General features: G+C 52.2%; 18 protein-coding genes. 12 read left to right on the plus strand and 6 right to left on the minus strand.

The window, feature by feature from the left end:
- Positions 1 to 200 precede the first annotated feature (200 nt).
- From degS to zapG, 3 genes are all read right to left on the minus strand, one after another.
- Positions 201 to 1256 (minus strand): outer membrane-stress sensor serine endopeptidase DegS, encoded by a 1056-nt coding sequence (degS, locus tag B880_RS0121660; protein WP_017349562.1) that lies wholly within the window; start codon positions 1254 to 1256, stop codon positions 201 to 203.
- 88 nt (positions 1257 to 1344) lie between these two features.
- The gene (gene degQ, locus B880_RS0121665; protein WP_017349563.1) at positions 1345 to 2718 is read right to left on the minus strand and encodes a serine endoprotease DegQ; all 1374 of its coding nucleotides are present in this window, start codon (positions 2716 to 2718) and stop codon (positions 1345 to 1347) included.
- Positions 2719 to 2828: 110 nt separating this feature from the next.
- Entirely contained in the window at positions 2829 to 3233 is a 405-nt protein-coding gene (gene zapG / locus B880_RS0121670) for a Z-ring associated protein ZapG (protein WP_017349564.1), read from the minus strand.
- A gap of 177 nt (positions 3234 to 3410) precedes the next feature.
- Here zapG and zapE point away from each other — a divergent pair, with 177 nt between their 5' ends.
- The 5 genes from zapE (at position 3411) to sspB (ending at position 7128) form a co-directional block, all read left to right on the plus strand.
- Complete coding sequence (gene zapE / locus B880_RS0121675) at positions 3411 to 4538, plus strand: cell division protein ZapE (protein ID WP_017349565.1); 1128 nt, start codon at positions 3411 to 3413, stop codon at positions 4536 to 4538.
- Between the two features lie 235 nt (positions 4539 to 4773).
- Positions 4774 to 5202 (plus strand): 50S ribosomal protein L13, encoded by a 429-nt coding sequence (rplM, locus tag B880_RS0121680; RefSeq protein WP_007886599.1) that lies wholly within the window; start codon positions 4774 to 4776, stop codon positions 5200 to 5202.
- A gap of 15 nt (positions 5203 to 5217) precedes the next feature.
- Positions 5218 to 5610 (plus strand): 30S ribosomal protein S9, encoded by a 393-nt coding sequence (gene rpsI, locus B880_RS0121685; protein ID WP_017349567.1) that lies wholly within the window; start codon positions 5218 to 5220, stop codon positions 5608 to 5610.
- A gap of 397 nt (positions 5611 to 6007) precedes the next feature.
- Positions 6008 to 6640: a stringent starvation protein SspA gene (sspA, locus tag B880_RS0121690; protein WP_017349568.1), complete on the plus strand. Its 633-nt coding sequence runs from the start codon at positions 6008 to 6010 to the stop codon at positions 6638 to 6640.
- A 5-nt stretch (positions 6641 to 6645) separates the two neighbouring features.
- A complete protein-coding gene (gene sspB / locus B880_RS0121695; RefSeq protein WP_017349569.1) occupies positions 6646 to 7128 on the plus strand; it encodes a ClpXP protease specificity-enhancing factor in 483 nt (160 codons plus the stop codon).
- Positions 7129 to 7264: 136 nt separating this feature from the next.
- On the opposite strand, the gene B880_RS0121700 is transcribed toward sspB, so the two are convergent.
- Positions 7265 to 7618 carry a hypothetical protein gene (locus tag B880_RS0121700; RefSeq protein WP_017349570.1) on the minus strand — a complete coding sequence of 118 codons (354 nt, stop codon included), beginning with the start codon at positions 7616 to 7618 and terminating at the stop codon, positions 7265 to 7267.
- A gap of 773 nt (positions 7619 to 8391) precedes the next feature.
- On the opposite strand from B880_RS0121700, the gene B880_RS0121715 reads away from it, so the two are divergent.
- The 6 genes from B880_RS0121715 to B880_RS0121740 all read left to right on the plus strand — a co-directional run bounded on the left by B880_RS0121715 (position 8392) and on the right by B880_RS0121740 (position 15167).
- A complete protein-coding gene (locus B880_RS0121715; RefSeq protein WP_017349573.1) occupies positions 8392 to 9102 on the plus strand; it encodes a PilZ domain-containing protein in 711 nt (236 codons plus the stop codon).
- A 360-nt stretch (positions 9103 to 9462) separates the two neighbouring features.
- A complete protein-coding gene (locus B880_RS0121720) occupies positions 9463 to 10002 on the plus strand; it encodes a fimbrial protein (protein WP_017349574.1) in 540 nt (179 codons plus the stop codon).
- Between the two features lie 52 nt (positions 10003 to 10054).
- Positions 10055 to 10738 (plus strand): fimbrial biogenesis chaperone, encoded by a 684-nt coding sequence (locus B880_RS0121725; RefSeq protein WP_017349575.1) that lies wholly within the window; start codon positions 10055 to 10057, stop codon positions 10736 to 10738.
- Positions 10739 to 10812: 74 nt separating this feature from the next.
- Positions 10813 to 13371: a fimbria/pilus outer membrane usher protein gene (locus B880_RS0121730; protein ID WP_157060603.1), complete on the plus strand. Its 2559-nt coding sequence runs from the start codon at positions 10813 to 10815 to the stop codon at positions 13369 to 13371.
- Positions 13372 to 13395: 24 nt separating this feature from the next.
- The gene (locus B880_RS0121735; protein WP_017349577.1) at positions 13396 to 14427 is read left to right on the plus strand and encodes a fimbrial protein; all 1032 of its coding nucleotides are present in this window, start codon (positions 13396 to 13398) and stop codon (positions 14425 to 14427) included.
- Positions 14428 to 14831: 404 nt separating this feature from the next.
- Positions 14832 to 15167: a hypothetical protein gene (locus B880_RS0121740; RefSeq protein ID WP_017349578.1), complete on the plus strand. Its 336-nt coding sequence runs from the start codon at positions 14832 to 14834 to the stop codon at positions 15165 to 15167.
- Between the two features lie 60 nt (positions 15168 to 15227).
- On the opposite strand, the gene B880_RS0121745 is transcribed toward B880_RS0121740, so the two are convergent.
- Both B880_RS0121745 and B880_RS0121750 read right to left on the minus strand, forming a co-directional pair.
- Positions 15228 to 16982 carry a sulfite reductase subunit alpha gene (locus tag B880_RS0121745; protein WP_017349579.1) on the minus strand — a complete coding sequence of 585 codons (1755 nt, stop codon included), beginning with the start codon at positions 16980 to 16982 and terminating at the stop codon, positions 15228 to 15230.
- Positions 16983 to 17046: 64 nt separating this feature from the next.
- On the minus strand, positions 17047 to 22572 hold the full coding sequence (locus tag B880_RS0121750) for a glutamate synthase-related protein (RefSeq protein WP_017349580.1): 5526 nt from the start codon (positions 22570 to 22572) through the stop codon (positions 17047 to 17049).
- Between the two features lie 898 nt (positions 22573 to 23470).
- On the opposite strand from B880_RS0121750, the gene arcB reads away from it, so the two are divergent.
- The gene (arcB, locus tag B880_RS0121755; RefSeq protein ID WP_017349581.1) at positions 23471 to 25807 is read left to right on the plus strand and encodes an aerobic respiration two-component sensor histidine kinase ArcB; all 2337 of its coding nucleotides are present in this window, start codon (positions 23471 to 23473) and stop codon (positions 25805 to 25807) included.
- Positions 25808 to 26236 lie beyond the last annotated feature (429 nt).

Consider the following 26236-nt stretch of genomic DNA (forward strand, 5'->3'; position numbering starts at 1 on the left):
AGAGTAAAGCTTCCGCCGCATGGATGCGGCGGCAGAGCCTCCAGGGAGGATTCACGGCGTCTTTACGGCACTCCCCGCCATCTGCGACTGGAACGCACGAACACCAGCCGCACCACCCCAAGCTGGAACGCACGAACGCCAGCCGCACCGCACCAAGCTGGAACGCACGAACGCCAGCCGCACCGACCTGGAACTTAGGCCTACTGGTTACTCTCAGGGAACTCCTGAATCGTCACGGGTAGGGTGAGCTTGTTATCGTTGCGCAGCACCTGCACGTCAATCACTGAGCCTGGGCGAATTTCAGCGACCTGATCCATCGTTTCCTGGGCGGAAATCGCCGGTTTGTTATTCACGCTGACCAGCACATCATTCACCTGAATGCCGGCTTTATCCGCTGGCCCTCCAGGCTCGATCTTACTCACGATAATGCCCTGAATACGATCCAGATTGCTGCTCTGGCCGTGCAACTGTGGCAACTCGCTGCCCGTAATACCGATATAACCGCGAATCACGCGCCCGTCTCGGATCAGCTTATCCATGATTTTCGTGGCTAAAGCGGTAGGAATGGCGAAACCGATGCCTTCTGGCGTCTCGCCATCGTTGCTCTTATCGAAGGTCAGGGTATTAATGCCCATCAACTCGCCAAGAGAATTGATCAGCGCACCACCGGAATTACCCCGGTTGATGGACGCATCGGTTTGCAGGAAATTCTGACGGCCTGATGAACTCAGGCCAATGCGGCCGGTCGCGCTAATAATCCCCTGCGTCACCGTCTGACCTAAATTGTAGGGGTTGCCAACCGCCATCACCACATCACCGATGTGTGGGATACGCGCCGGATTAATGGGAATCACGGGCAGATTAGGTGCAGTGATTTTTAACACCGCTAAATCCGTCATGCTGTCTGAGCCAACCAGCGTGGCTTCGAAGAAACGTCCATCCTGGAGGGCAACAATGATCTGATCGGCGTTATTGATCACATGCTTGTTGGTCAGAATGTAACCCTTCTCATTCATGATCACCCCGGAGCCGAGGGTTGTAATGCCATGGTTACTATTGCTGGTGCGGTTATACACGTTAACAACAGCAGGCACAGCTCTACGGACACCCGGATTAAAACTAAAGGGCGTTTCGCTGTCACTGCTCTTACTGTCCGACAGGATACTGCTACCCTGACGCAGAGTCGGTAATGCTACCAGCAAAATCATGGCAACAATTAAACCCGTTACTATGGCACGCAAAAGTTTAGGAAACATGGTGTTATTTCAGGTCTGGGGGGATCGCAGGGCAGAATAACACGAGACAGGCGGACAAACACGCGGTTGTGTCCGCCTTAACGGGGGATTAACGCAACAGTAAATAAATGCTCTCGCCGCCGCGCACAACGTTCAGTGCTAACACAGGTGGCTTACTCTCCAGCACTTTGCGCATCTCAGCCAAATTCTGCACGCGATTGCGGTTCACGCCGATGATCACATCATCTTTCTGCAAGCCAACCTGCTCAGCTGGCGTGCCTTTATCGACGCTGCTCACCGTCACACCTTTATCGCCTGTTTTGGTTTGGCCGTCGCTCAGGGTGGCACCTTGCAGAGCCGGGGAGAGCAACTGGGCGCTGGCTGTGGTCTGGGCACTCTGTTCCAGCGTCACTTCGACCGTCAGCGGTTTACCATCACGCAGCAAGCCAAGCTTCACTTTCTCGCCAGGTGCCGTGGTGCCAATCTTCACGCGCAACTCGGCGAAGTTGGTAATCGCCTTATCATTGACCGAAGTAATAATATCACCGGCTTTGATGCCCGCCTGCTCAGCGGCTGACTTCGGCAATACCTCAGAAACAAAGGCACCACGCTGTGCGGTGACATTAAACGCCTTGGCAATATCTGGCGTCATCTCGGTGCCTTTAATACCGAGCTGACCACGCTTCACCTCGCCGTACTTAATCAGCTGATCGGCCAGATTCAAGGCCATATTACTTGGGATAGCAAAACCAATCCCGATGTTGCCACCGCTTGAGGCCAGGATGGCGGTATTGATCCCGATCAGTTCACCGTTAAGATTGACCAGCGCGCCGCCAGAGTTACCGCGGTTAATCGCAGCATCCGTCTGAATAAAGTTTTCCAACCCTTCCAGATTCAGGCCACTTCGACCCAATGCCGAAACGATGCCGGAGGTTGCCGTCTGGCCTAAACCAAAGGGATTGCCAATCGCCACGGCAAAATCACCCACCTTCAGTTGGTCGGAATCGGCAATCTTCACCTGAGTCAGATTCTTCGCGCCCTGAATTTGAATCAGCGCGATATCGGTCTGTTCATCATGCCCAATCAGTTTGGCATCGTATTCGCTGCCATCACTCAGTTGAACGTTAATCTTGTCCGCGCCGTTCACCACATGGTTATTGGTCAGGACGTAGCCTTTAGCGGCATCAATAATCACGCCAGACCCTAAGCCTTCAAAAGGCTGTGGCTGGCTGTTATTGCCTTGCCCCTGACCAAAGAATTTTTTCAGCGGCTCAGGAATGTCCTGGGCCTGGTCAGCAGACTCGGTTCCTGTCACATGCACGCTCACTACGGCGGGCAGCACTTTTTCCAACATGGGTGCCAGGCTTGGTAAGGCCTGTCCCTGAACCTGAGCCGGTAAGGCGGCCGTAGCGTAAGGTGCAGCGGCAAGGCCTAATCCAATACTCAGTGCTAATGCGCTTAACAGTTGTGAATGTTTTTTCATCGCTACAAAGCTCGCTGCAAAAAAGAAGGGGGAGTAAAAGTATGTGACAGTGGATTCAGGTCAGGGTTCGGAAAAAACCTGGGGCGCTAGTAGGGAGCGCCCCAAAATGTTTATTTACTGGCTGGACGCTCACCGGCGCGTAACAGACCAGATGCACCTTCAGAGTAGTCGCGCGGGATCTGCACTGGGGCTTGATCGTTATCCGCTTCTGCTTCGGTCAGCTGATAGGCAAACGGGTTCTTCTCACCCGGCAGGTTCGGCAGCAGATCGCTGGAGCCTTTCGCCATATGTTGATACAGCTGGCGGTAATCGCGCGCCATATTGTCCAGCAGCTCAGCGCTGCGTGCGAAGTGGTTAGTTAACTCCTCGCGATAGTCAGACAGCTCGGCTTTGGATTTCTCCAGTTCGTACTGCAGACTGCGTTGCTCACGTAATTTTTTATTACCGAAACGCATGACCACTGCGCCGATAATGATACCAACGACTAAACCAATTAGCCCGTATTCCCAGGTCATAAAGACTCCCGTGTAATTTCCGTTGTTCCGTAGGGCATTCACCGTTTCACTCTTAATCACTATACCCGTTAATCTTATGGTTGTGGAACTCTGGAGCAGCATCGCTTAGTGTAGAGCGGACTTTTTTTCGTCAACCGATACGTGTGTAAGACCTTTTACAGGGACTTTGAGACAACAATGCAAAGCTTATCTCCCCTTGCGCGCTATGAGCAGGCGCTGTCGCAGGGCGACTTCAAACCCGATCCGGTACAACGCGAAGCCATCACCCGGCTGGACGCCATTCAACAGGCGCTGATAGCCCGGCCCGCCGGAAACCCGGCACCGGCTAAAGGCCTGTTTGGCCGACTCTCCTCGCTGATGAACAAAGAAAAAAATACCCGCCAGCAGCCCGTTCGCGGGTTGTATATGTGGGGGGGCGTAGGACGTGGAAAAACATGGGTTATGGACATGTTTTTTCAGTCAATTCCTGGTGAGCGTAAGACCCGTCTGCACTTCCACCGCTTCATGCTGCGTGTACATGAAGAGCTGACCAAACTGCAGGGTCAAAGCGATCCACTGCAGACGGTTGCGGATATCTTTAAAGCCGAAACCGACGTGCTGTGCTTCGACGAGTTCTTTGTCTCGGACATCACCGATGCCATGCTGCTGGGCACATTGATGGAAGCGCTGTTTGCGCGGGGAATCGCGCTGGTGGCAACGTCAAACATTCCACCAGATGACCTCTATCGTAACGGTCTGCAGCGCGCGCGCTTCCTGCCTGCGATTGAACAGATTAAAACCCATTGCGACATCATGAATGTGGACGCCGGCATCGACTATCGTCTGCGCACATTAACCTCCGCCCATCTCTGGAGCTTCCCGCTTAACGATGAAACCCACGCGGAAATGGAGCGCATGTTTAAGGCGCTGTCTGGTAAAGCGCGTGACGAAGCCCCGGTGCTGGAAATCAACCACCGTGCCATGCCAACGTTGGGCGTGGGTGATGGCGTTCTGGCGATAAACTTCCTCACGCTGTGTGGCGAAGGGCGTAGCCAGCATGATTACATTGAGCTTTCCCGCCGTTTTCATAGCGTTTTGCTGTATGATGTGCCGGTGATGATCTACAAAACTGAAGATCAGGCACGTCGTTTCCTCGCATTGGTGGATGAATTCTACGAGCGGCACGTCAAACTGGTGGTTGCCGCCGAGACCTCGCTGTTCGAAATTTATCAGGGCACGCGGCTCAAATTTGAGTATCAGCGCTGTCTGTCACGCTTGCAGGAGATGCAGAGTGAGGAGTACCTCGCACTGCCACATCTGCCGTAACTTTTACTGTGCCGGGTCGTAAAAAAATGTTCGATCTTTAGGGATGACTTCTCTATAATCTTGCGACCCCACGTTACAGCAGATGGTTTTTTTCCCAAAACCCTTTGTGTTCCGGTAACTCATCATAAGTGGGTGGGCTTACTGGGCAAAATTGTCGTGTGAGCCTCAATCGTTTACTTAAGCGTTTGGGTATTCACCAACGTGTAACTTAATTTGGGTAAGCTTTTTTATGTCCATTAAAACTTTTACAGCTAAACCAGAAACCGTACAGCGTGACTGGTATGTTGTTGACGCAACTGGCAAAACCTTGGGTCGCCTGGCGACTGAACTGGCACGCCGTCTGCGTGGTAAGCACAAAGCGGAATACACCCCGCACGTTGATACTGGTGATTACATCATCGTTCTGAACGCAGAAAAAGTTGCTGTAACCGGCAACAAGCGTACTGACAAGATTTACTATCACCACACTGGCCACATCGGTGGTATCAAGCAAGCGACCTTCGCAGAGATGATCGAACGCCGTCCTGAGCGTGTGATTGAAATCGCGGTTAAAGGCATGCTGCCGAAAGGCCCGCTGGGTCGTGCAATGTACCGTAAACTGAAAGTTTACGCGGGCAACGAGCACAACCATGCGGCACAGCAACCGCAAGTTCTTGACATTTAATCGGGATTACAGGCAATGGCTGAAACTCAAAACTACGGCACTGGTCGCCGCAAAAGCTCATCCGCACGCGTCTTCATCAAACCGGGTAGCGGTAACATCGTAATCAACCAGCGCTCTCTGGAGCAGTATTTCGGTCGCGAGACTGCACGTATGGTCGTGCGTCAACCGCTGGAACTGGTTGATCTGGTTGGTAAACTGGATCTGTACATCACTGTTAAAGGTGGTGGTATTTCAGGTCAGGCCGGTGCGATCCGTCATGGTATCACCCGCGCTCTGATGGAATACGACGAATCTCTGCGTTCAGAACTGCGCAAAGCGGGCTTCGTAACCCGTGATGCACGTAAAGTTGAACGTAAGAAAGTCGGCCTGCGTAAAGCACGTCGTCGTCCACAGTTCTCCAAACGTTAATTGTTTCTGCTTCGGCAGATACAGTTGGCAAAAACCCACGCTTCGGCGTGGGTTTTTTATTTTCTGGCGCAGGAAAACTTCGCGCTACCGTCATTGTATCTGGCGGGGTCGCGTCAGAAATTCAAGGTAGCTCTGAAAAACAGGCGTATGGTAGAGAAAACGCCTGTGCTGCACGTAAATTACCCACAATTCTCACGATGGCCCCCCACAAGGTGTCTAAAATCTGGTAGACTCTCTGCAACTTTGTGCTCGCTACCACCGTTATTTTGCTGACTAAAGATTATTCTGACGGTTGGCAACCGGAACGGTAGGTCAGAGTGCCAGATGGTTCAGCAGGTGAGTCGCCGTGTGGTTGGCTATTCGCAGTATTTTTTTGTGAACAAACTTGGAGGTTTTCATGGCTGTCGCTGCCAACAAACGTTCGGTAATGACGCTGTTTTCCGGTCCTACTGACATCTTCAGTCATCAGGTGCGTATTGTGCTGGCTGAGAAGGGAGTGAGCGTGGAGATTGAACAGGTTGAAATGGATAACCTGCCGCAGGATCTGATCGACCTCAACCCGTATGGTACTGTACCAACGCTGGTAGACCGTGAACTGACGCTGTATGAATCTCGTATCATCATGGAATACCTTGATGAGCGCTTCCCACATCCACCTCTGATGCCGGTTTATCCGGTTGCTCGTGGTGAAAGCCGCCTGATGATGCATCGCGTCGAGCAGGACTGGTACAGCCTGATGAAGAAGATTGAACAAGGCAATGCTGCTGAAGCTGATGCTGCGCGCAAACAGTTGCGTGAAGAGCTGCTGGCAATTGCACCGCTGTTCTCACGTACGCCTTTCTTCATGAGCGAAGAGTTCAGCCTGGTAGATTGCTACCTTGCACCGCTGCTGTGGCGTTTGAGCCAGCTGGGTGTTGAACTGACAGGCGCTGGTGCTAAAGAGCTGAAAGGCTACATGACTCGCGTCTTTGAGCGTGATTCCTTCCTGGCTTCGTTGACCGAAGCTGAACGTGAAATGCGTCTGAGCTAATTGTCATGGAAATGTCGCAACTGACTGCCCGTCGTCCTTATCTGCTACGGGCTTTTTATGACTGGCTGCTCGACAATCAGTTAACGCCTCATCTGGTGGTGGATATCCATCTACCAGGTGTCGAGGTGCCACTGGAGTATGCACGTGACGGGCAAATTGTCCTGAATATTGCGCCTCGCGCAGTAGGCAATCTCGAACTGGGTAATGACGTCGTTGAATTCAACGCCCGCTTTGGCGGTGTACCTCGCCAAGTCGTCGTACCTATGGCGGCAGTGCTGGCTATCTATGCGCGTGAGAATGGAGCAGGGACGATGTTTGAACCTGAACCCGCTTACGAAGAAGGTGCCGAAGTGACAAATGACAGCCCGGAAGAGACGGTGATGTCAGTCATTGAAGGTAACCGACCAGATGATGCAGAAGACGATTCATCGCCTGATGATGAGCCGCCACCGCGTGGCGGCCGTCCAGCATTACGCGTAGTAAAATAAGCGCTTCAATTAACCGGTTACTAATCTTCAGTAGCCGGTTTTTTTATTTTAAATTCGAATCTTTTTTTCCACAGCTTATTTCCCCCACGTCATTCTTCACGTCTTGTGATTTTTAATCCCTGATTAACTCCCTTATTTAACGCGATGAGTAGCGGATATTTTGTGTATCAGAACAGCTAAAAGTGGCCTGATACTGACCAGATGCCTGACCTGTCAGCGAAAATGGCACGATATAATATCGCTGATTCATAGTGTAAATATCTGATTTTTGTATATAAATAGACCCAATGGTCACACGTGACTTATTGAACACCTCTGCCGGCGCATTGCTGAGTAAATCATTGACGACGATATTATCGGCGTCATCAACCGTCATGTGCTGGCAGGCTAACACATCCTTTTCTGCGCGGGTGTTGCTGGCCCAGAGATAAAATGCCGTGCAGCAGAAAGCAGTACTGACGAGTGCCAGTACAACGATTTTAGTTTTCATTATTATTAAAATTCCATTTTTTGTGAGCGATGATTTTACGCAGAAAATATCGGAATGGTATTTAACATTTTGTGCTGTAAATCTTTATTCTTTCTTAACATTTTTCTGTAAAGGACGGCGGTTTTTTTCAGATGCAGCCTGAAATCAAACCTGAAAAGATAGTTAAGCGCAGCAATAAAATAACCATTATAAAAATAAGGTTAATGGGGTTTTGTCAGTGCCCAGGGCTTTTATGCGAGGTTAAAACGGATGAGCTGTTAAATAAATCATGATGACTTGTGCATTTTTCTCACAGCATTTGCGCTTAAAAAAGCGTTCAATTGGCGACCATAAGACCTTTCTGGACTCATGTTTAATTTTATTGTAGGATAACGGCGCACCAAATTTACCCGGAAAAATAACTAATAAAAACAGTATGTTATAACAAGTTTTTTTAAGTGCCATTTCTGGTGCGCTAGGCACCTTGCGTCTGTGGGAAAGGAAAAAAGCACCGGAAAAAGTTGCTGCGATTTTTTCATCGCGGCAGTGATGAAGTGCCTATTTTAGAGGGATGTGTTTTTATAAAACAAATTCCCCGATTTTTATATTTACATAGCAAGGCAAAAAGTCAGATGCATTACAGCAGTGAATTTCATTCACTGTGTGTGAGAGCAGCTCAGGCGGCAGCGTGTGGCAGCCTGATCATTGCAGCCACCCCCTGGATTAAAATGTAAATATTGTTTTCTTAAAAAACCCAAATTAAACACAGCTTGCGATAAGGACTTTCACTCTCGATGGAAAATACACTTTATAAGGAAATTACCAAACAAGACCGTTTCGAAATTCTCGCCATGATGCGGGAAGCCAGAAAAAAAAGCGGCCATATTGAGATCGCCTATGATGACAAAATTCTGAGCTGCCCCTTTCTACAGGTCGATTTAAATGGCTTTCACGTGGCGTGGATGGAAGAGCTGTCTGCCATCAGCGAGTTTCTGCCCATGGTCATCAAAGGTTCTGGCGAAAAAATTGAGTTTAATGCGCAGCTGCAAAGCATTGACCAGCAGGCTGGCCATCTGGTTTATGGTTTTCCCGAGGAAATTGTCGTTATCCAGCGACGTCAGAGTATGCGTATTACCGTGCCTGACTACTACGGTTTCCGTTGTGAAGGACGTTTCAGGGACGGTTTTAACTACACCTTCGCAATAAAAGATCTCTCAGCACATGGGCTACAGCTGCAATGTACCCAGCCGCTCCCCACTCTCACTCGCAACGGCATGTTATTGAAAAATATGACCATTCATCTCGGCAAATTTGGCTCCTGGCCGGTTGATCTCAATCTGTTAAACATGAAAGCGCTGACGCATATTGATGATGAAGGGCAAACCGTGAACTGGCATACGCTCTCCTGCATGTTTGCGAAACCTGCGCCAGCGTTTGTGCGCAAGATGGAAGAGGTGGTCATGGAGTTGATCCTTGACCTGAAACGTACCAAACGCTTACGTTAATTTCCGTTAGGTTTTCAGGTAAGTGTTTTTAATTACTCATTGAATTTAAAAGATAAAATTTGGCTTAGTGGTGTGTTACTGCGTCCAGATGGCCCTCATACTGGGGTGAAAGACGCAATAATGTCGAAATTTGACTTACAAAAAACACCTATGTTTCATCGTTTTTAATGATTCATGTAAAGAAAACGAAAGTTATTACCAATCATTCACCAGAAGGTAGCCCGGTATAGTCGCTGCGAATTAAGAGTTTTCCTAACCACATGGACGCAAATGCAGCATGGCCTGCAAGCGTAACAGGGGTGCGTGGAGGGGGAAATTCTTATTAAAACTGAACGACTGCTTCCCCTTCTGGAGATAAAAATGAAAAAAATTCTGCTGCCGATGGTTTCAATTGGACTGAGCTTACTGGCAATGAATGCACACGCATCCAACGGTACAGTAGCCTTCACAGGTAGCATCGTGAACTCAACCTGTAGCGTGAGTTCTGGCGATCAAAACAAACAGGTTTTCATTGGTAAATACCCTACCAGTGCCTTCACCAAAATCGGTGATGTGACAGCTTCTAAAGCCTTCACCATTAACCTGACCAACTGTGAAACCGGTAACTACACCCTGCGTTTTGACGGCCCAACCGTTGCAGGTAGCCCAAACCTGTTGTCTGTTAGCGCAGCAACTGGCGTAGGTATCGAGATCCTGGATAACGCGCAGAACGTACTGCCAATTAACCAGACTGCAGATAGCACCACGCCGTGGGTAGCGATTACCAATAACAGCACCGATTCGAAAAACGCCACCGGCACTGCGACTTTCAATCTGAAAGCACGCTATAAGTCATACGCTTCAGCGGTGACTGCAGGTGACGCGAATGCAAACGCTAACTTCACCATTGAATACAAATAACGTCTGATCCCTGTAGATGCCAGGGACGGCGTCTTCAAAGAAGAGTTGATGAATGAAAAAATTACTGGCTGCACTGTTAATCTCCGTCTCCGTAAATGCCGTTGCTGGTATTCAGGTGGACGAAACCCGCGTGATTTACAATGGTAACGCGAAATCGGCTTCATTAGATATCCGCAACGACCAGCCTGACACTTATATGGTGCAGACATGGTTGGATAACGGAGATGCACGCCAGGTACCAAAAAATATTCCTATTCAGGTGGTTCCACCCGTCCTGAAAGTGGCAGGAAAAAAAGAGGCGATTTTACGCTTTATTTATTCTGGCACCGGCTTACCGCAGGATCGTGAATCTGTTTTCTGGGTGAATGTGCAGGAAATTCCACCGGCACCGAAGCAGGAAAATGTCTTACAGATCGCGGTGCGCACCCGAGTAAAACTGTTTTATCGCCCGGAAGGTTTGAATACCACCCTGGCGCAGCAGGCTGACAAGCTGAAATGGCACCGGGAAAATAATAACCTGGTGATCGAGAATGCCGGCCCGCTTAACGTCACTTTAGGCGTAGTGAAATTAAAAAATAGCGCGGGTAAAACCTGGGATGTGAGCGCAGATATGGTGAAAGCCTTTGATAAGGCTGTGATTCATCTGCCAGCAGGTTCCGAGAGCGCGAACAAAGTACAGTTCACCTATATCAATGATTTTGGTGGAAATTCCTCAGGGACTGACGCTCGCCTGTAACTGCTTAATGCAACAGGCCAGAATCATTTATTGCGAGACGGATCATGGTGAAAGCAGCGCAGTGGAATAAAAGCATGTTGGTAAAACATGCTGATTTTATTCTGCCACTGAAAATTATTGCTATCACCGTCTCGCTTTGCAGCAGCACGCTGGCCTGTGCAGAAGAAAAATTTAATACCTCTTTTATTCATGGCGATGCTTCCATCGTCAACGAACTCTCTGCCAGCGATGATATTCTGCCTGGACGTTACCCGTTCGATATTTACGTGAATGAACAGCGTGTCGATCATCGCGATGTTGAATTTCGTAAATTTGACCCGAAATTACCTATTCGCCCGTGCATTTCCGCTCAGGAATTATTTTCCTACGGCGTGCAACTGAATGGTATCGATGCTAAGGATGACTGTGTTGATTTAACCCAGGCCATCAAAGGCGCATCACTGACTTATGACGCTGGCGTACAGCGAGTCGATATTTCAGTGCCGCAGATCTTTATGCAGGCGCAACCCAAAGGGGAAATTTCTCCCCGCGTCTACGATAACGGCATTAATGCGGCTTTCGTCAATTATAATTTTAGCGGTTCCGATTATCGCACTCGCGCCAGTGGGGCGAATGGCGATACTCGTTATTATTATCTCTCGACTAACAATGGCCTCAACCTGGGCCGTTGGCGCTTGCGTAATAACTCGACCTGGCAGCAGCAAAGTGGTGCCGGGAGTCGCTGGCAGTCTATTTCCACCTGGGCGGAAACTGATATTGTTCCGTGGCGTTCTCGCCTGCTGCTCGGCCAGAGCAGCACCGATAACGCGGTGTTTGATAGCTTCCAGTTCCGTGGCGCACAAATCTCCAGCGTTACCGACATCCTGCCAGATAGCCTGCGCGGATATGCGCCAGTGGTGCGCGGTGTGGCAAGAACCAACGCTCGCGTAGACGTGCGGCAGAATGGCTATACCGTTTACAGCACCAACGTCGCCCCCGGCCCGTTCTCGCTGACGGACATTTACCCCAGCACCCTGAGCGGTGATTTACAGGTCACAGTCAACGAAGCCGATGGCTCGCAGCAGCACTTCACGGTGCCTTACTCCTCGGTGACCAACATGCTGCGTGAGGGGATCTGGGATTATGCGCTGACCGCGGGTAAGTACGTGGATGGTTCCACTAACTATCATCCGCGCTTTGTGCAGGGCACGCTGTCCCGGGGTATCGGCCATGAAATGACGCCCTACGGCGGCGTGCTGCTGGCAGATCACTACAGCTCTGCGGTGGTGGGGATAGGTAAAAACCTTGGCATGTTTGGGGCGCTCTCGTTTGATGCAGCCTGGGCGAAGACTTCACTGGCCAACGGTGATGACAAGCAGGGGGAGAGCTTCCGCTTTCTCTACTCAAAATCCCTGAACACCCTGGGAACGGAATTGCAAATTGCCGGTTATCGCTACTCGACCTCCGGCTATTACGACTTCAGCGATATGGTGGCAGAACGCGCCGACTACGAGAATGGTCAGTATCGTAATCAGTATACGGATACCGACGACACGGAAACCGGTGTGCCAGCCTGGGCGCAGAATCAGCATAAGTATTACTACACCAGCACCTATAACAACAAACGTCAGCGGCTGGAGATCACACTCAACCAGCACGTTGGCCCGTTCACGCTGTACACCAGCGTGACCAATCAGACCTATTGGGGTACTGAGAATCGCGATCGTACCATTCAGACCGGGATCAACAGCACCTGGCACGATGTCAGCTATGGTCTCTACGTGCAGGATAGCCGTAGCAACTATGGTCAGAACGAACGTAGCGCCACCCTTACCGTCAGCATACCGTTCAGCGCCTTTGAGCATCACCCGATGAACGTGAGCCTGAATATGACGCACAGCAAACAGAGCGGTGACAGCTACAACACTGGGATCTCGGGCAGCGCGCTGGATGACAACCGCCTGAACTATTATTTGCAGAGCGGCCACGCCAGCGGCTCAGGACAAACCAGCACGGCGGATCTGAGCTACATGGGCAGCATGGGCACAGCGGAACTGGGCTATACCTGGAGTGGCAATTACCAGCAGACCTCGCTGAATCTGGCAGGCGGCGCCTTAGCCCACAGCGGTGGTGTCACGCTGAGTCAGCCATTACAGAACACCGTAGTGTTAGTGGAAGCCAAAGGTGCGCAGGGCGTACGTCTGGAGAACCAGCCAGGGGTTTCGATTGACCACTTTGGCTATGCAGTGATGAACTCCGCCACACCGTATCGTCATAACCGCGTGGCATTGCGCACTGAAGATATTGGTGCCGGACTGGATATTCCTTCGGCCGCGAAAGATGTGGTGCCGACTTATGGTGCCATCAGTCGCGTCACCTTTGACACCCGCAGCGGGCAGAGTGTGCTGATTCATGCGCATCTCAACAAAGGGGATGTGCCAATGATTGGTGCTTCGGTCTTCAACGCGGCAGGCAGCAATATTGGCACCGTCGGCACCAACGGCGATACCTTCGTCGCGGGTGTGAAGAGTGAAGAGTCGCTGCTGGTGAAATGGGGAGACGTGAAAGGGGAGAGCTGCCAGATTACGCTACCTGAGCTCAAAGCGAGCACGGCGGGATATCAGGAATTAACGCTGGTTTGCCAGCAAAATTAACAGGATGAAGTCGAGGTATCCGCGTTGCTAAAAAAATTTAAATATCTGGTTATTACCCTGGTGGGCCTGGTTTTTTGCCTGTTTTCCCCGCTGACCTGGGCACTCTCCTGCGTTGAGGCTTCCACCGGGAGCCTGTCGCAGGTGATCAATATTGATAAAGACATTCAGGTCTCAACCGCGACGCTCCAGGCCGGGACGATCTTGTGGCGTTCGCAGAACTACACCTCGACGTTTAAATGCTCTGATACCAATAACTATCCTGGCGGAGAAGATGCCTATCTCTACTGGGACCCGCAAAGTGAACTCCGCAGCATTGACCCCTCAATTCAGGTCGGCGTGACGTACAACAGCGTCAATATCACCTTAATTCCCGGGCAACGTAACGATGTTGGTCCAGGCACTTCTTGCCGCCGCTATGGTTTTGGCTGTGCTTCACCTGCACGTTCTCTCACGGTAACGGTCAGCTATTCGGTGTTTATCAAAGCCACCGGAAGTGCACCGCCAGCCAGCGGTCGCATCGCTAACAGTGGCAAATATGCGGTATTCCAGGTGGATGGCGTCCTGGGTCTGAACAGCACGCCAAACAGCAACTTCCGCGCCTATATCACGGGCCTCGGGAACATTCGTTTTATCTCCTGTCAGCCGCAGATCAGCGTGGCAGGGAACAACGGATCGATCGTGAATTTCGGCACGATTCGCGCCAGCAATGCCGTGGCTGGGGTAACAGAAAAACAGGTACCGTTCTCGGTAGTCGCTAACCTGACGGGCACCGGCCAGGATTGCCAGGGACAGACGCTGATGGCGAGTTTCAGCACCACGTATCCCACCAGTGGCACCGATATGCTGATGCCGACCAGCAGCAGCGGTTTTGGTATCTCTATCTCCCCGGCCTCCGCGCCGACCAGTTTTATTCCGTTTAACACCAGCACGCTGCTGGGCTATGCCAACGGACAAGTGGTGCAGAATGATTTTGTTGCCAGCCTGCGCTGGATCAATAGCTCCCCGGCCATTGGTACATTCAACGCCTCAGCCAACGTGGATGTGACGTTCAAATAAGCGTACTGCACTCAAGCCTGCTCACCGGGCTTGAGTGCAGTAGCACGAATAGCTCATTGTCTGGCGGAAATTTACTCGCTGGATCGCTGCATTTTTATCCTATCACCCTCCCAACTTTGTCTCCTGCCAACAAATTCGCCTTTTTCGCCATTCTGTCATCAGGTGAGTGTAGATTTATTGCCAGGTGATTCATCTGCCAGATTTGTCTTATGTCCTGAATTTATGGTTTTTATTTGCGATAACTTCGTCAATATATCATTGATCGTTTTTATAAATTAATTGTCAGGAAACAATAGAAATAAACATCTGCTAATCATTCACAAGTGTGTTCTCACTCGGAAAAATCTTGTTGTATGCTCGATTTAACACAGGGCCGCCCCTGATGATTGAGAGAGGAACACAACATGACGATATCTGTTCGGGTTATTGCAAAGTCAGGACTGGTTGCCGCATTACTGCTGGCGGGCGTCGTGCAGCAGGCAACGGCAGCAGAGCGTTTTGGCGTGGTCTCCAGCGGACGGGTGGCTTTTAGCGGGGAGATTTATGAACCGGCTTGCCGTATCAGCGTCGATCAGGCGACGGTTGCCAGTAACTGCTATCAGCAGGGGCAGTTCCAGCAGCGGGCGTTAAAGGTCAGCACGACCTCCGCACTGGCCTTCAACGATAACCGCACTCAAGCCCAGCTGGCATGGCTGGACAGCAGCCAGCGTGAAGGCATTCTCACCGTCAGCTACCGCTAAATCGATATAAAAAAAGCCGGCTCCCTTGCGGTTACCGGCTTTTTCACTCACAGCAGAAGATTAATAAACGTCACGCAGATAGCGTTTCTCTTTCTTCAGCTGATCGATGTAGGCTGCTGCGCTCTCCGCAGACAGACCACCAAACTTGCTCACGATATCGAACAGGGCACGATCAACGTCTTTAGCCATGCGTGAAGCATCACCACACACATAGAAGTGACCGCCTTCTTCCAGCCACGCCCACAGCTCAGCACCTTGTTCCAGCATGCGCGTCTGTACGTAGATCTTTTTCTCCTGATCGCGTGAGAACGCTAAATCAAGACGGGTCAGTAAACCACTTTCCTGCCAGGCTGCCAGTTCATCGTTATAGATGAAGTCGTGTTCCTGATGCTGATCGCCGAAGAACAACCAGTTTTTACCTTTTGCGCCCGTGGCTTCACGCTCTTGCAGGAAGGCACGGAACGGAGCGATACCTGTACCTGGGCCAACCATGATCAGTGGCGCATCGCCGCTGGCAGGGGCACGGAAGCTCTTGTTCGGTGAGATAAAGATCGCAGGCTGATCGCCACGACCGATACGGTCCGACATATAGGTGGAGCACACGCCGCTACGTTCACGACCACCGCTGTGGAAGCGCACGGCAGCGACGGTTAGATGGACGCGGTTTGGATGCGCTTTCGAGCTGGAAGAGATGGAGTAAGCACGGTGTTGCAGCGGACGCAGCATCGCGACAAACTCTGGCACGCTCAGCGTGCGGGTCAGATCCAGTTGCAGCAGATCAAGGGTATCTTTGCCCCACAGCCATACGCCCAGTGTATCTTTGTCGTCGTGCTGCAAAATATGACGCAGTTCCTGATTGGTGGTGTTCTGTCCCACCCAGTCGATCAACTTGCGTGATGGCTCTGAAATCTCAAACTGATAGGTCAGCAGGTCACCGAGATTACGTTCGAAGCCTGGCACCGGCGTGTCATATTCGCCCTTGAGCTGGGTCAGCAGCAGCTGTACCAGATCCGGATCGTTAACCGGGAACACGCCCAGCGCGTCGCCCGCTTCATAGGTCAGGCCGCTACCGCTGATGTCGAATTCAAAGTGGCGAATGTCTTTGCCAGATTGCTCACCAGAGAGGCGCTTGTTCACTGGCATCGCAGTGGCCAGCGGGTTTTGTTTGTTGCTGCCTGGGATGACAGGCGCTTCCGGCTGGTTATCCAACGCTGGGCCGTTGCTGCCCGCATTAGCGGCAAACTGCGGCATGGTCGCGTTGATCCAGTCGCTGGAAGGCTGTTCGAAATCGATGTCGCAATCGATACGATCGGTCAGGCGCTTCGCACCCAACTGCTCCAGACGCATATCAAAGAATTTACCTGCCTGGCAGAAACCGTCATAGCCGGTATCGCCGATAGCAAGAATGGCAAAGTGCATCTGCTCCAGACGCGGCGCGGTGCTGGCGGACAGCGCCTGCCAGAACAGCTGGGCGTTGTCCGGCATTTCGCCTTCGCCATAAGTAGAGGTGACGATCAGGACGTGGCGCATGGTGGCGAACACATCCATATCGACGTCGTCCAGTGCCGAGATAACCGGCACCAGACCTTTCGAACGGGCAACTTTGGCTGCACTCTGTGCCAGAGCTTCTGCATTACCGGTTTGTGAACCAAACAGGATGTGCAGCTGGGTCTGGGCAGCAGCGCCAGGCGCTGCTGCAGTTTGTTTGTCTTCGAGTACCAGTAAGCGTGAATGCAGTCCAGCGAGGAAACCTGCCAGCCAGTACTTCTGCTCGCCATTAAAAGGGGCGTCTTCAGGAATATAAGGTATTTTCATCAGTTTTCTGTGCTCAATCCCGTTCGTCTTATTCAGTCAATATTCACATGCTTCCTGCCTGCTGTCAGGACAATTTTCCGACAGCAGCAGCGATTTCCGGCAGTGCAGCGCGGGCGAACAGCTCTTCGAAATCAGGCAGTTTACCCAGTACTTCACGGTTTGAAGCATCCTGATAAATGATCCAGCCATAGGTTGCCAGGCTGTCCATCGAGCGAATATTACGCTGCGTCAATGCCGCTTTATAATCGGTCATACGCTTGTTGGCGATCAGGCTAGCCAGTTCATCATCGCTGTAGCCTTCAATCGCTGAACGCGCATGGCGCTGCAATTTGCTGATCAACGAGAAGTCTTCTGTCATCAGCAGGTTGCGTACCGCTTTTTCAACTTCAGGGCCATCAACCGCAGTGCCTTTAGGCAGTTTGGTCAGGGCCAGTTGCTGTGCAAAGCTCAGCACGGTGTAGTTGTTCAGCAGTACAAACATCTCTGGCGTATCCGTTGCGCCATAGGCAGGAACTGCACCGTTAGCGATGGTTTTACCACTGCGCCATGCGGCTTTGAACTTGGTGACCTGATGGGTCGCCAGTGCCGTAGACAGCTCTTCCAGCAGATCTTTACGCGCTTTCGCTTTCAGGATCTCTGCGCTGTCTTGATACAGCAACAGTGAACGTGGCATCACGTAGGCGAAGTTGTGGCACTCGGTTTCCCAGTGCTCCAGCAACCAGGCCGCACGTGGTGACTGAGTCGCTTCAACGTGCCAGTTCAGCATGGTGAAGACCGCTTCTTTGTGGACGCGCGCCATTTCGTTGTCATCGGTGATGGCACCAAACAACACGGAATCCACCGATGCCAGGCTAGCCAGTTTGTGGTACGGGTCATACTGGTAGGCGAAGCCACCGCTCATCCCGTTACCGAAACCTTTACCAAAGCTGCCAAGGTTCAGTACTGCACCGTTGGTCATATATTCGCAGCAGAAATCACCCACGCCTTCTACCACGGCAGTCGCACCAGAGTTACGCACCGCGAAGCGGTCACCGGCTTGACCCTGAACAAACAGGCGTCCACCAGTGGCACCGAACAGGGCGAAGTTGCCGATCAGTACGTTGCCATCGCTCTCTTGTGAGCCACCGCCCGGAGACAGCACCAGGATTTCCCCGCCACACTGGCCTTTACCTACGCCATCGTTACAGGTACCGCTGTGCTTCATCTGCATACCATCGTTACAGAAGGCACCGAAAGACTGGCCCGCAGAACCGGTAGTAGAGACGTTCACGCTGCGCGGTGCCAGGTAACGGCGACCACGGTCATCCTGCAACACAGCTGGATGCGCAGCCACTTGCTCAGCAGAAAGCTTGTAGTTCAGTACGCGTTCGATATCGATAGCTAACTGGCCACCAACACTCTTGTTACGGTTGTTCAGCGCTACGCCATTGCCCAGTTGAACTGGTGCGTTCGCGTTGAGATGCCAGGCGTTGTTGAGTTCTTCAACCCAGGCGTTGTCCAGCTCGAAATCTTTTTCCAGATAGACCGGATTGTGGATTTTGACTTCTGGTACCACGGTTAACATGGCGCGGAAGTCGAGTCTGCCTACTTCCAGCGGGTGTTCCATCAGGTGCAGCAGGTCAGAGCGTCCGCGCGCTTCACGCAGAGAACGCAGGCCAAGACGAGCCAGAATCTCACGCACTTCCTGAGCAACGTTGATGAAGTACTGCGCCAGCTGGCGTGGGTCACCATCAAAGGCTTCGGCATTGGTGGTCAGACCGGCCGGGCATTTCACGTTACAGTTTTTCGCCATGACGCACTTCAGCATCATCAGCGCAGTAGTACCGAATTCGAAGCTATCACCACCCAACAGGGCAGATTTGATCACATCGCTACCGGTCTGCTGTGCGCCAGAGCAGCGCAACAGAACTTTATCGCGCAGGCCGTTAGCACACAGTGCCTGGTGTACTTCCGCAATACCGATTTCCGCCACACGACCGGTGTATTTCAGGCTGGTAACAGAAGCCGCACCCGTGCCCCCGGTGTTACCGGCTACGTTGATAACATCCGCGCCCGCTTTTGCTACGCCAACAGCGATCGTACCGATACCTTCAGAAGAGACCAGTTTAACGATAACGCGCACGCGTGCTGCTTTACAGTCGTGGATCAGCTGCGCCAGATCTTCGATAGAGTAAGTGTCGTGGTGCGGCGGTGGAGAAACCAGCTCAACACCCGGCGTACCGCCACGCGCTGCGGCGATCTCAACCGTCACTTTCGGCGCAGGCAACTGACCGCCTTCACCTGGTTTTGCACCTTGACCGATTTTGATCTCCAGCTCTTCCAGCATCGGGTCGGCGAGATAGGCCGCCCAGACGCCGAAGCGACCAGAAGCTAACTGTTTGATACGCGAAGCGCGGATGGTGCCATGACGGGAGTAGTGTTCACCGCCTTCACCACAGTTACTCATGCCGCCAACCATGTTGGTTCCGTGCGCGACAGCTTCATGGGCTGGGGCTACCAGAGCACCGTGGCTCATAGCACCAGAAGCAAAGGTACGGGTGATTTCGCACGCTGGCTGTACTTCGCTCAGTTCGATAGAAGGCTGAGCAGTAAAGATGCGTGACAGATAATCTGCCGCTTTGCCAGTAGCGCTGATACGCAGGGTTTCATCTACCACTTCTGCCTGGCTGATAGCTTCATTGAAACGGCCTTGCAGTGCACGAGCCAGCGCTGCCAGACGATCGGACTGAGGTTTCAGGCCTGACAGGGTGTTGCTCAGACGCAGGACAAACTCACCTTCGCTGCTGCTCTCGCAAGAGAGGCCACGAATGGCATAGCCGTTGTTCACCAGCGAGTAGCGACCCAGTTTGCGAGCAAATTCTGCTTCGCTATCCACTGGCGTCAGATCCGCCGGGAACGCGAGGATGTCACGCAGTGCCGCAGGACGACGCTTACGCTCTTCCAGCATCAGGCTGGAGAACTGGCGGTAGTCAGCGGTGATCTGGAAATTGTTGATCACGTCATCCGGGATGCGCTCGAAGCTGGTTTTCGTGAAGGCTGCGGCTTTGATGTTCAGCGCGCTTTCCAGCTTAGACAGCGTCAGCAGGCGGATGAAGTTATCTTCTTCCTGTGGCTTCTCCGCAAAACGGATCGGCTGCTCGGTCATGTCGATAAAGGTACGTACCGCAATGGTGCCGTAAGAGTGACCCGCGCCTTCGGCACGTTCTTTGAACAGGCCGAGCAAGGGTACTTCAGACTCACCCTGGATTTTCAGGGCGCTCTGGTGCCAGTCGTGCGCCATCTGCGCGATGGTCGCGAAGCCCGCACCGCCCACTGGCGTTTTGATATTCGGGAAATATTTCTTCAGCACGCGATCTTCGGTGTTAAGGAAGTTCGGCTCGAAGAATTCACCGCAGGTGTAGCTCTCAACCGTACAGAGACCCACTTTACCCATGGTTTTCATCAATGCTTTTTCTGCGGCTTTGGCATAGCGTTTAAACGCTTTGTTGCCTTCTTCGCCTTCACCGTACTTCTCTTCCGCACGCATCTGTACGCCCAGCGGATAGATAGCAGAAGCACCGAAGCCCAGTGCCGCAGCGATATGGTGGGAAGAGATGCTCTGTCCGCTCTCAACCACCAGGGAAACATCCAGACGCAGGCCTTCCTGTACCAGGCGCTGGTTGATGGCAGAAACCACCAGCAGCATTGGCATACCGGCACGGCTGGAAGAGATGTGGCGGTCAGTCAGTACCGCAATACCGCCTTGTTCACGGGCGAAATCCACCACTTGCTGCGCCAGGTCATCGATCGCCTGCTCCAGCGCGTTTTCATTCGCGGCGCGGCTGATGCTGTCAGTACCAATGACTGGCGTGTACAGCATATCGAAACGCTGATAAGGCGCGACGTCCTGCTCACGCAGTTGCAGCATATCCAGATGCGTCAGGATTGGGGTTGGCACGACAATTTGTTTGCCTTTGCTGCGGCCAAGGTGTGGCTTCGCACCCAGCGCCACGCGCAGAGTCATACCGTCCACTTCGCGGATGGAGTCCAGCGGTGGGTTGGTGACCTGAGCAAAACGCTGTGAGAAGTAGTGGGCAACGCCACCTTCATGATCGGACAGGCCGTTAATCGCATTGCCGTAACCCATGGCAGAGATTTTCTCTGCGCCGGTTGCCAGCATCGGGTCCATCATGAATTTGAAGCTTTCCTGGTTGTAGTAGTAAGCCACAAACCGCTGGTACGTTTTCAGGTCACCGCTGTAGCGCAGCGGTGAGCCCAGCTTCTCAGCCGGTACGGTTGGCAGCTCTTTCAGGTCAACGCGTGCTGCACGCAGCAGCGCTTTGTAATCTTTTACCGCAGCCAGTTTTTCCAGCGCTTCGTGCGTGGTGTAGCTGCGTTGTTCTTTGTGATCCCAGTACAGCATACCGCCCGCTTCGATACGGCCACGACGCAGTACGCTCTCCGGTGGGAAGGCGATCTGACCGGCTTCGGACATCGCACCGATATAGTCAGCGGTTTCAACGGAGCGCAGTGGGCGCAGACCAAGACGGTCCAGACGCGCGCCAATCACTTCACCGTTACCAAAGATCAGTGCCGCTGGGCCATCGTTTTTCTCTTCGTACAGCGAGAAGTACTCCAGCATCGCGCGCACTTCTTCTGACAGGAACTCATCGTTTTCCCACGCTGGCGGCATCATAGATACCACGGCGGTGATCAGATCGAGATTGTCTTCCATCAGACGGCTGTGGATGCTCTGGTCCAGACGTGAACTGTCAGACTGGCCTTTTGGACGTACGATCGTTTTGCCGCGAGCCAGCATCAGTGCCGCTTCGGCAATGCGGTTTTTACGGTCGGTGTTCAACTCACCGTTGTGCGCCATCAGGCGGAACGGCTGCGCCATGGTGGTATGCGGGTCGGTGTTGGTCGAGAAACGGGTGTGGAAGAACAGACCGCGTACCTGGTGATCTTCATCGGTCAGGTCTTTGAAGTAAGGGATCACTTCATTAGAGTTCAGACGCGCTTTGAATACCTGAGTGCGTGAAGACAGAGAGAGCGGGTACAAGCCGCCGTAGCTGCTGTCAGTAAAGGCACGGGCTTCGATATCCAACAGCGCGCGATAGATAACTTTTTCGAATTCGGTTTGATCGCTAACGCCCTGTGGCGCAGCAAAGATCCACTGTGCGATAGGCAGCTGGAACTGCACAGCCGCTGGGCGAGTGACGCTGTTATCCAGCGGCAGGTCGCGCTTCATCAGCACTTCAAGGCCATAAGTGGCCAGCGTATCTTCCACCAGACGCTCAGCGTTAGCGCGCAGCTCTGCGTCTTTTGGCACAAAGAAGTTGCCCACACCGAAACGGCCAGCTTCCAGCGGCTGACCCGTTACTTTGCGGAAGAAGTTCAGTGAGAGGTCCACGTTCACACCGGCACCGTCACCTACGCCCTCGGCAGACATCCCTCCACGGTGAGGAACGGTACACAGCGCACTGTGCGCCATCGCCAGAATCTCATGGGTCTGTTCGCCATCTTTACGGGTAATAAAACCAACACCACAGCTATCGCTCTGCTGGGCGGGATCGTATAAGCCGTATGGGTACGGTTTTTGAGTGGACATGTGGGCCTCCTTAAAACTGCTCTTTTGACATTACCTGCTTATTTTTTTAGGGCACAGCGCGCAGCGAAGGAGTCTTTCCTGCCTTAGTCACTCAGACGCCGATTTCCTGAGCGTTTCATCCCAGGACCTTACATCCTTGTATGAACTGTTCTCAGGTGGCTGAGTGCATAAGCGGCGTGAAGTGATATCACGAGGGAGTCTTCATATTCTGCATAGATATGCCGAGACGCTGTCCCGTTGGGAACGTATCCAGCGGAATTCCAAAGTATCGGGAAAGCACACGCAGGTCAAATATCGAGCCTTGTCCAGCCAATAGCATGGAAACAAGCTTAACTTCATGAATTTATTATTAAATTGCACAAAAATCACAATAAGCATAGGCCTTACAAGCGAGGTGGGATTGCACATGCTATCACTGTAGGAAGGGGGGTAAATCGGCCTCGGATGCTTTGAATTACCTATTTAGCAGCATTAAATGCTGGATGATTCATTTGTTACACTGGATGTATCTGTTTTTCTTATGTCGCAACATTTGAATCATTTCGACGGGCAGATTAGCAAAATTAATCACGTTGTTTTTGCATATGAATGCAGTTATTTATGAATTTATATTCAAACTATGCGGGCGATTACAGGGATGCACCGTGCGCCAGGTGCCGCCGTAGCGCCTTTGCCGCCCGCTGCACCAAAAAAGAGCAGAAGGCGGTCTATTCAAAACCGGAAAACTGTTAAGGATTTGAAGCAGATCACAGCTTAAACGCCGTCACTGCACCTTGATAGCACCTCGATTTGCTCCGCCATGGAACAGCGCAGTTTTTCATCGCATCTCACTCTCTGATGCGGCAGAGGGTAGGGGAGTTGCGCTATCATGACCCCGTTTACCACTCAGGGAGCCGGTATGAAACAAATTCGCCTGTTGGCGCAATATTACGTCGATTTAATGGTGAAACTCGGCCTGGTCCGTTTTTCACTGCTACTGGCCTCTGCGCTGGTAGTGTTAGCAATGATTGTTCAGATGGCAATCACTATGGTGCTGCGCGGCCATGTTGAAAGCATCGATATGGTGCGGTCGGTCTTTTTCGGCTTACTGATCACCCCCTGGGCGGTCTATTTCCTCTCCGTTGTCGTTGACCAACTGGAAGATTCACGCCAGCGGCTCGCGCGTCTGGTCGATAAGCTGGAAGAGATGCGTCGCCGCGATCTTGAGCTGAATCAGCAGATGCAGGAGACCATTACCCGGCTCAATCAGGAGATCTCGGACCGTATCAAAGCGGAGCAGGCGCGTGAGCAGGTGATGCATAAGCTGCGTGAAGAGATGGCACGACGTGAACAGGCGCAAATTGAGCTGGAACAGCAGTCCACTTTCCTGCGTTCTTTCCTCGATGCCTCGCCAGACCTGGTGTTCTATCGCAACATCAACAAACAGTTCTCCGGCTGTAACCGTGCCATGGAGTTACTGACCGGCAAAAGTGAAAAGCAGCTGATCGGTTTGACGCCGGGCGATATCTACGATGAAGAAGCCGCGACTAAAGTGCTGGAAACTGATGAGAAAGTGTTCCGTCATAATGTCGCGCTGACCTATGAGCAATGGCTGCAATACCCTGACGGGCGCAAAGCCTGTTTTGAGATCCGCAAAGTTCCCTATTACGATCGCGTGGGCAAGCGCAGTGGGCTGATGGGCTTTGGCCGTGATATTACCGAGCGTAAGCGTTACCAGGACGCGTTAGAGAATGCGAGCAGGGAAAAGACCACCTTTATCTCTACCATCAGCCACGAGCTGCGTACGCCGCTGAATGGCATTGTTGGCTTGAGCCGTATTCTGCTGGACACCGACCTTAATCAGGAACAGATCAAATACCTCAAGACGATCCATGTCTCGGCCATCACGCTGGGCAATATTTTCAATGATGTCATTGAGATGGATAAGATCGAGCGGCGTAAGGTGCAGTTAGATAACCAACCCCTGGATTTCACCAGTTTCCTCGCCGATCTGGAAAACCTCTCTGGCCTGCTGGCGCAGCCGAAAGGGCTGAAGTTTGTCATGATGCCGCGCCTGCCGCTGCCGCATAAGGTGTACGCCGATGGGACGCGCTTACGGCAGATCCTGTGGAACCTGATTGGTAATGCGGTGAAGTTTACCCATCATGGTGAAATTGTGGTGAAGGTGGCCTATGACCAGGATGCCACGCTGCGGTTTGAGGTGCAGGATTCAGGGCAGGGCATCCCGCAGGATGAGCAGGATAAAATCTTTGCCATGTATTATCAGGTGAAAGATCAGTTTGGTGGCAAGCCTGCTACCGGTACGGGGATTGGCCTGGCGGTTTCTCGTCGTCTTGCTCAGGCGATGGGCGGCGATATCAGCGTGCAGAGTGCGCCAGGTGAAGGCTCCTGCTTTAGCGTCAGCATCAAGGCCCCACGTGTGGCTGAGCCTATCGAAGACGCCAACAGCGCCGAAGCGATACCGCTGCCCGCGCTGCATGTGTTGCTGGTCGAAGATATCGAGCTGAACGTGATCGTTGCGCGCTCGGTGCTGGAAAAGCTGGGCTGTAGCGTGGAAGTCGCCATGACTGGCACAGATGCGCTGGCGATGTTTGATCCAGCAGAATTTGACCTGGTGCTATTGGATATTCAACTGCCGGATATGACCGGTCTGGATGTCTCCCGCGCCATTCACCAGCGCTATCACGATGCCACATTACCGCCGCTGGTGGCGCTCACCGCCAACGTGCTGAAAGATAAAAAAGAGTATCTCGACGCAGGTATGGATGATGTGTTGAGCAAACCCCTCGCTGTGCCGGCTCTGACAGCGATTATCAAGAAGTTCTGGGATACCCAAGGGGGTGAGCAGGGTGAGGAGGAGAACGTGGCTGAGGAAGGCGTACAGGCGTTATTAGACATTACCATGCTGGAGCAGTACATCGAGCTGGTTGGGCCGGGGTTAATTACCCAAAGCCTGACGATGTTTGAACAGATGATGCCTGGCTACCTGGAGGTGCTGGACTCCAACATGATGGCGCGCGATCAAAAGGGCATCGTGGAAGAGGGGCACAAAATCAAAGGGGCTGCGGGTTCTGTGGGTCTGCAACGTTTACAGCAGCTGGCAAAACAGATTCAGTCACCGGAACTCCCTGCATGGTGGGATAACGTGGCTGACTGGATTGATGAGCTAAAACATCTGTGGATGCATGACGTTGAAGTCCTGCGTCAGTGGGTTGCAGAGCAGGAAAAAGTGTAGACCGCTGAAAAAAAATGACCCCAGCCTAGGCCGGGGTGCGCGAATACTGCGCCAACACCAGGGAAATCGGCGCTGTTGCTATGCTTAGTGTTATTAAGTGCAACAGCGTGGTATTGGTTAAACGTCTAACATCACCTTAGCAAATCCAGAAAGTCTTGCGAACAGATTCATTAAAATGTGTGATGTTGAGCATCGTTTAAATACAGAAAACATTAATTTGGTGACACAGTCAAGTAAGGAATTAGTTTCTTTGCTGTATTGCAGATATTTTGATCAATTATCCCGTTTTTTTTGCCGTTTACGTCAGGCGCTATCGGGCCTGGCGGGGTGGTCAGGGAAAAAGCGATCAAAACGCCAGTATACTTCCTCTAACTCGCTCTAAAATAATGAAAACCAGGAAAAGTTGAGCGTTTCGCTCTGGCCGCTGTC

Source organism: Pantoea sp. A4, from assembly GCF_000295955.2.
GTDB classification, from domain to species: domain Bacteria; phylum Pseudomonadota; class Gammaproteobacteria; order Enterobacterales; family Enterobacteriaceae; genus Pantoea; species Pantoea multigeneris.

Excerpts from the sequence above, each read along its gene's own strand:
- degS (WP_017349562.1), bottom strand. The coding sequence starts at position 1,256 with ATGTTTCCTAAACTTTTGCGTGCCATAGTAACGGGTTTAATTGTTGCC.
- degQ (WP_017349563.1), bottom strand. The coding sequence starts at position 2,718 with ATGAAAAAACATTCACAACTGTTAAGCGCATTAGCACTGAGTATTGGA.
- zapG (WP_017349564.1), bottom strand. The coding sequence starts at position 3,233 with ATGACCTGGGAATACGGGCTAATTGGTTTAGTCGTTGGTATCATTATC.
- zapE (WP_017349565.1), top strand. The coding sequence starts at position 3,411 with ATGCAAAGCTTATCTCCCCTTGCGCGCTATGAGCAGGCGCTGTCGCAG.
- rpsI (WP_017349567.1), top strand. The coding sequence starts at position 5,218 with ATGGCTGAAACTCAAAACTACGGCACTGGTCGCCGCAAAAGCTCATCC.
- sspA (WP_017349568.1), top strand. The coding sequence starts at position 6,008 with ATGGCTGTCGCTGCCAACAAACGTTCGGTAATGACGCTGTTTTCCGGT.
- sspB (WP_017349569.1), top strand. The coding sequence starts at position 6,646 with ATGGAAATGTCGCAACTGACTGCCCGTCGTCCTTATCTGCTACGGGCT.
- B880_RS0121700 (WP_017349570.1), bottom strand. The coding sequence starts at position 7,618 with ATGAAAACTAAAATCGTTGTACTGGCACTCGTCAGTACTGCTTTCTGC.
- B880_RS0121715 (WP_017349573.1), top strand. The coding sequence starts at position 8,392 with ATGGAAAATACACTTTATAAGGAAATTACCAAACAAGACCGTTTCGAA.
- B880_RS0121720 (WP_017349574.1), top strand. The coding sequence starts at position 9,463 with ATGAAAAAAATTCTGCTGCCGATGGTTTCAATTGGACTGAGCTTACTG.
- B880_RS0121725 (WP_017349575.1), top strand. The coding sequence starts at position 10,055 with ATGAAAAAATTACTGGCTGCACTGTTAATCTCCGTCTCCGTAAATGCC.
- B880_RS0121730 (WP_157060603.1), top strand. The coding sequence starts at position 10,813 with ATGTTGGTAAAACATGCTGATTTTATTCTGCCACTGAAAATTATTGCT.
- B880_RS0121740 (WP_017349578.1), top strand. The coding sequence starts at position 14,832 with ATGACGATATCTGTTCGGGTTATTGCAAAGTCAGGACTGGTTGCCGCA.
- B880_RS0121745 (WP_017349579.1), bottom strand. The coding sequence starts at position 16,982 with ATGAAAATACCTTATATTCCTGAAGACGCCCCTTTTAATGGCGAGCAG.
- B880_RS0121750 (WP_017349580.1), bottom strand. The coding sequence starts at position 22,572 with ATGTCCACTCAAAAACCGTACCCATACGGCTTATACGATCCCGCCCAG.
- arcB (WP_017349581.1), top strand. The coding sequence starts at position 23,471 with ATGAAACAAATTCGCCTGTTGGCGCAATATTACGTCGATTTAATGGTG.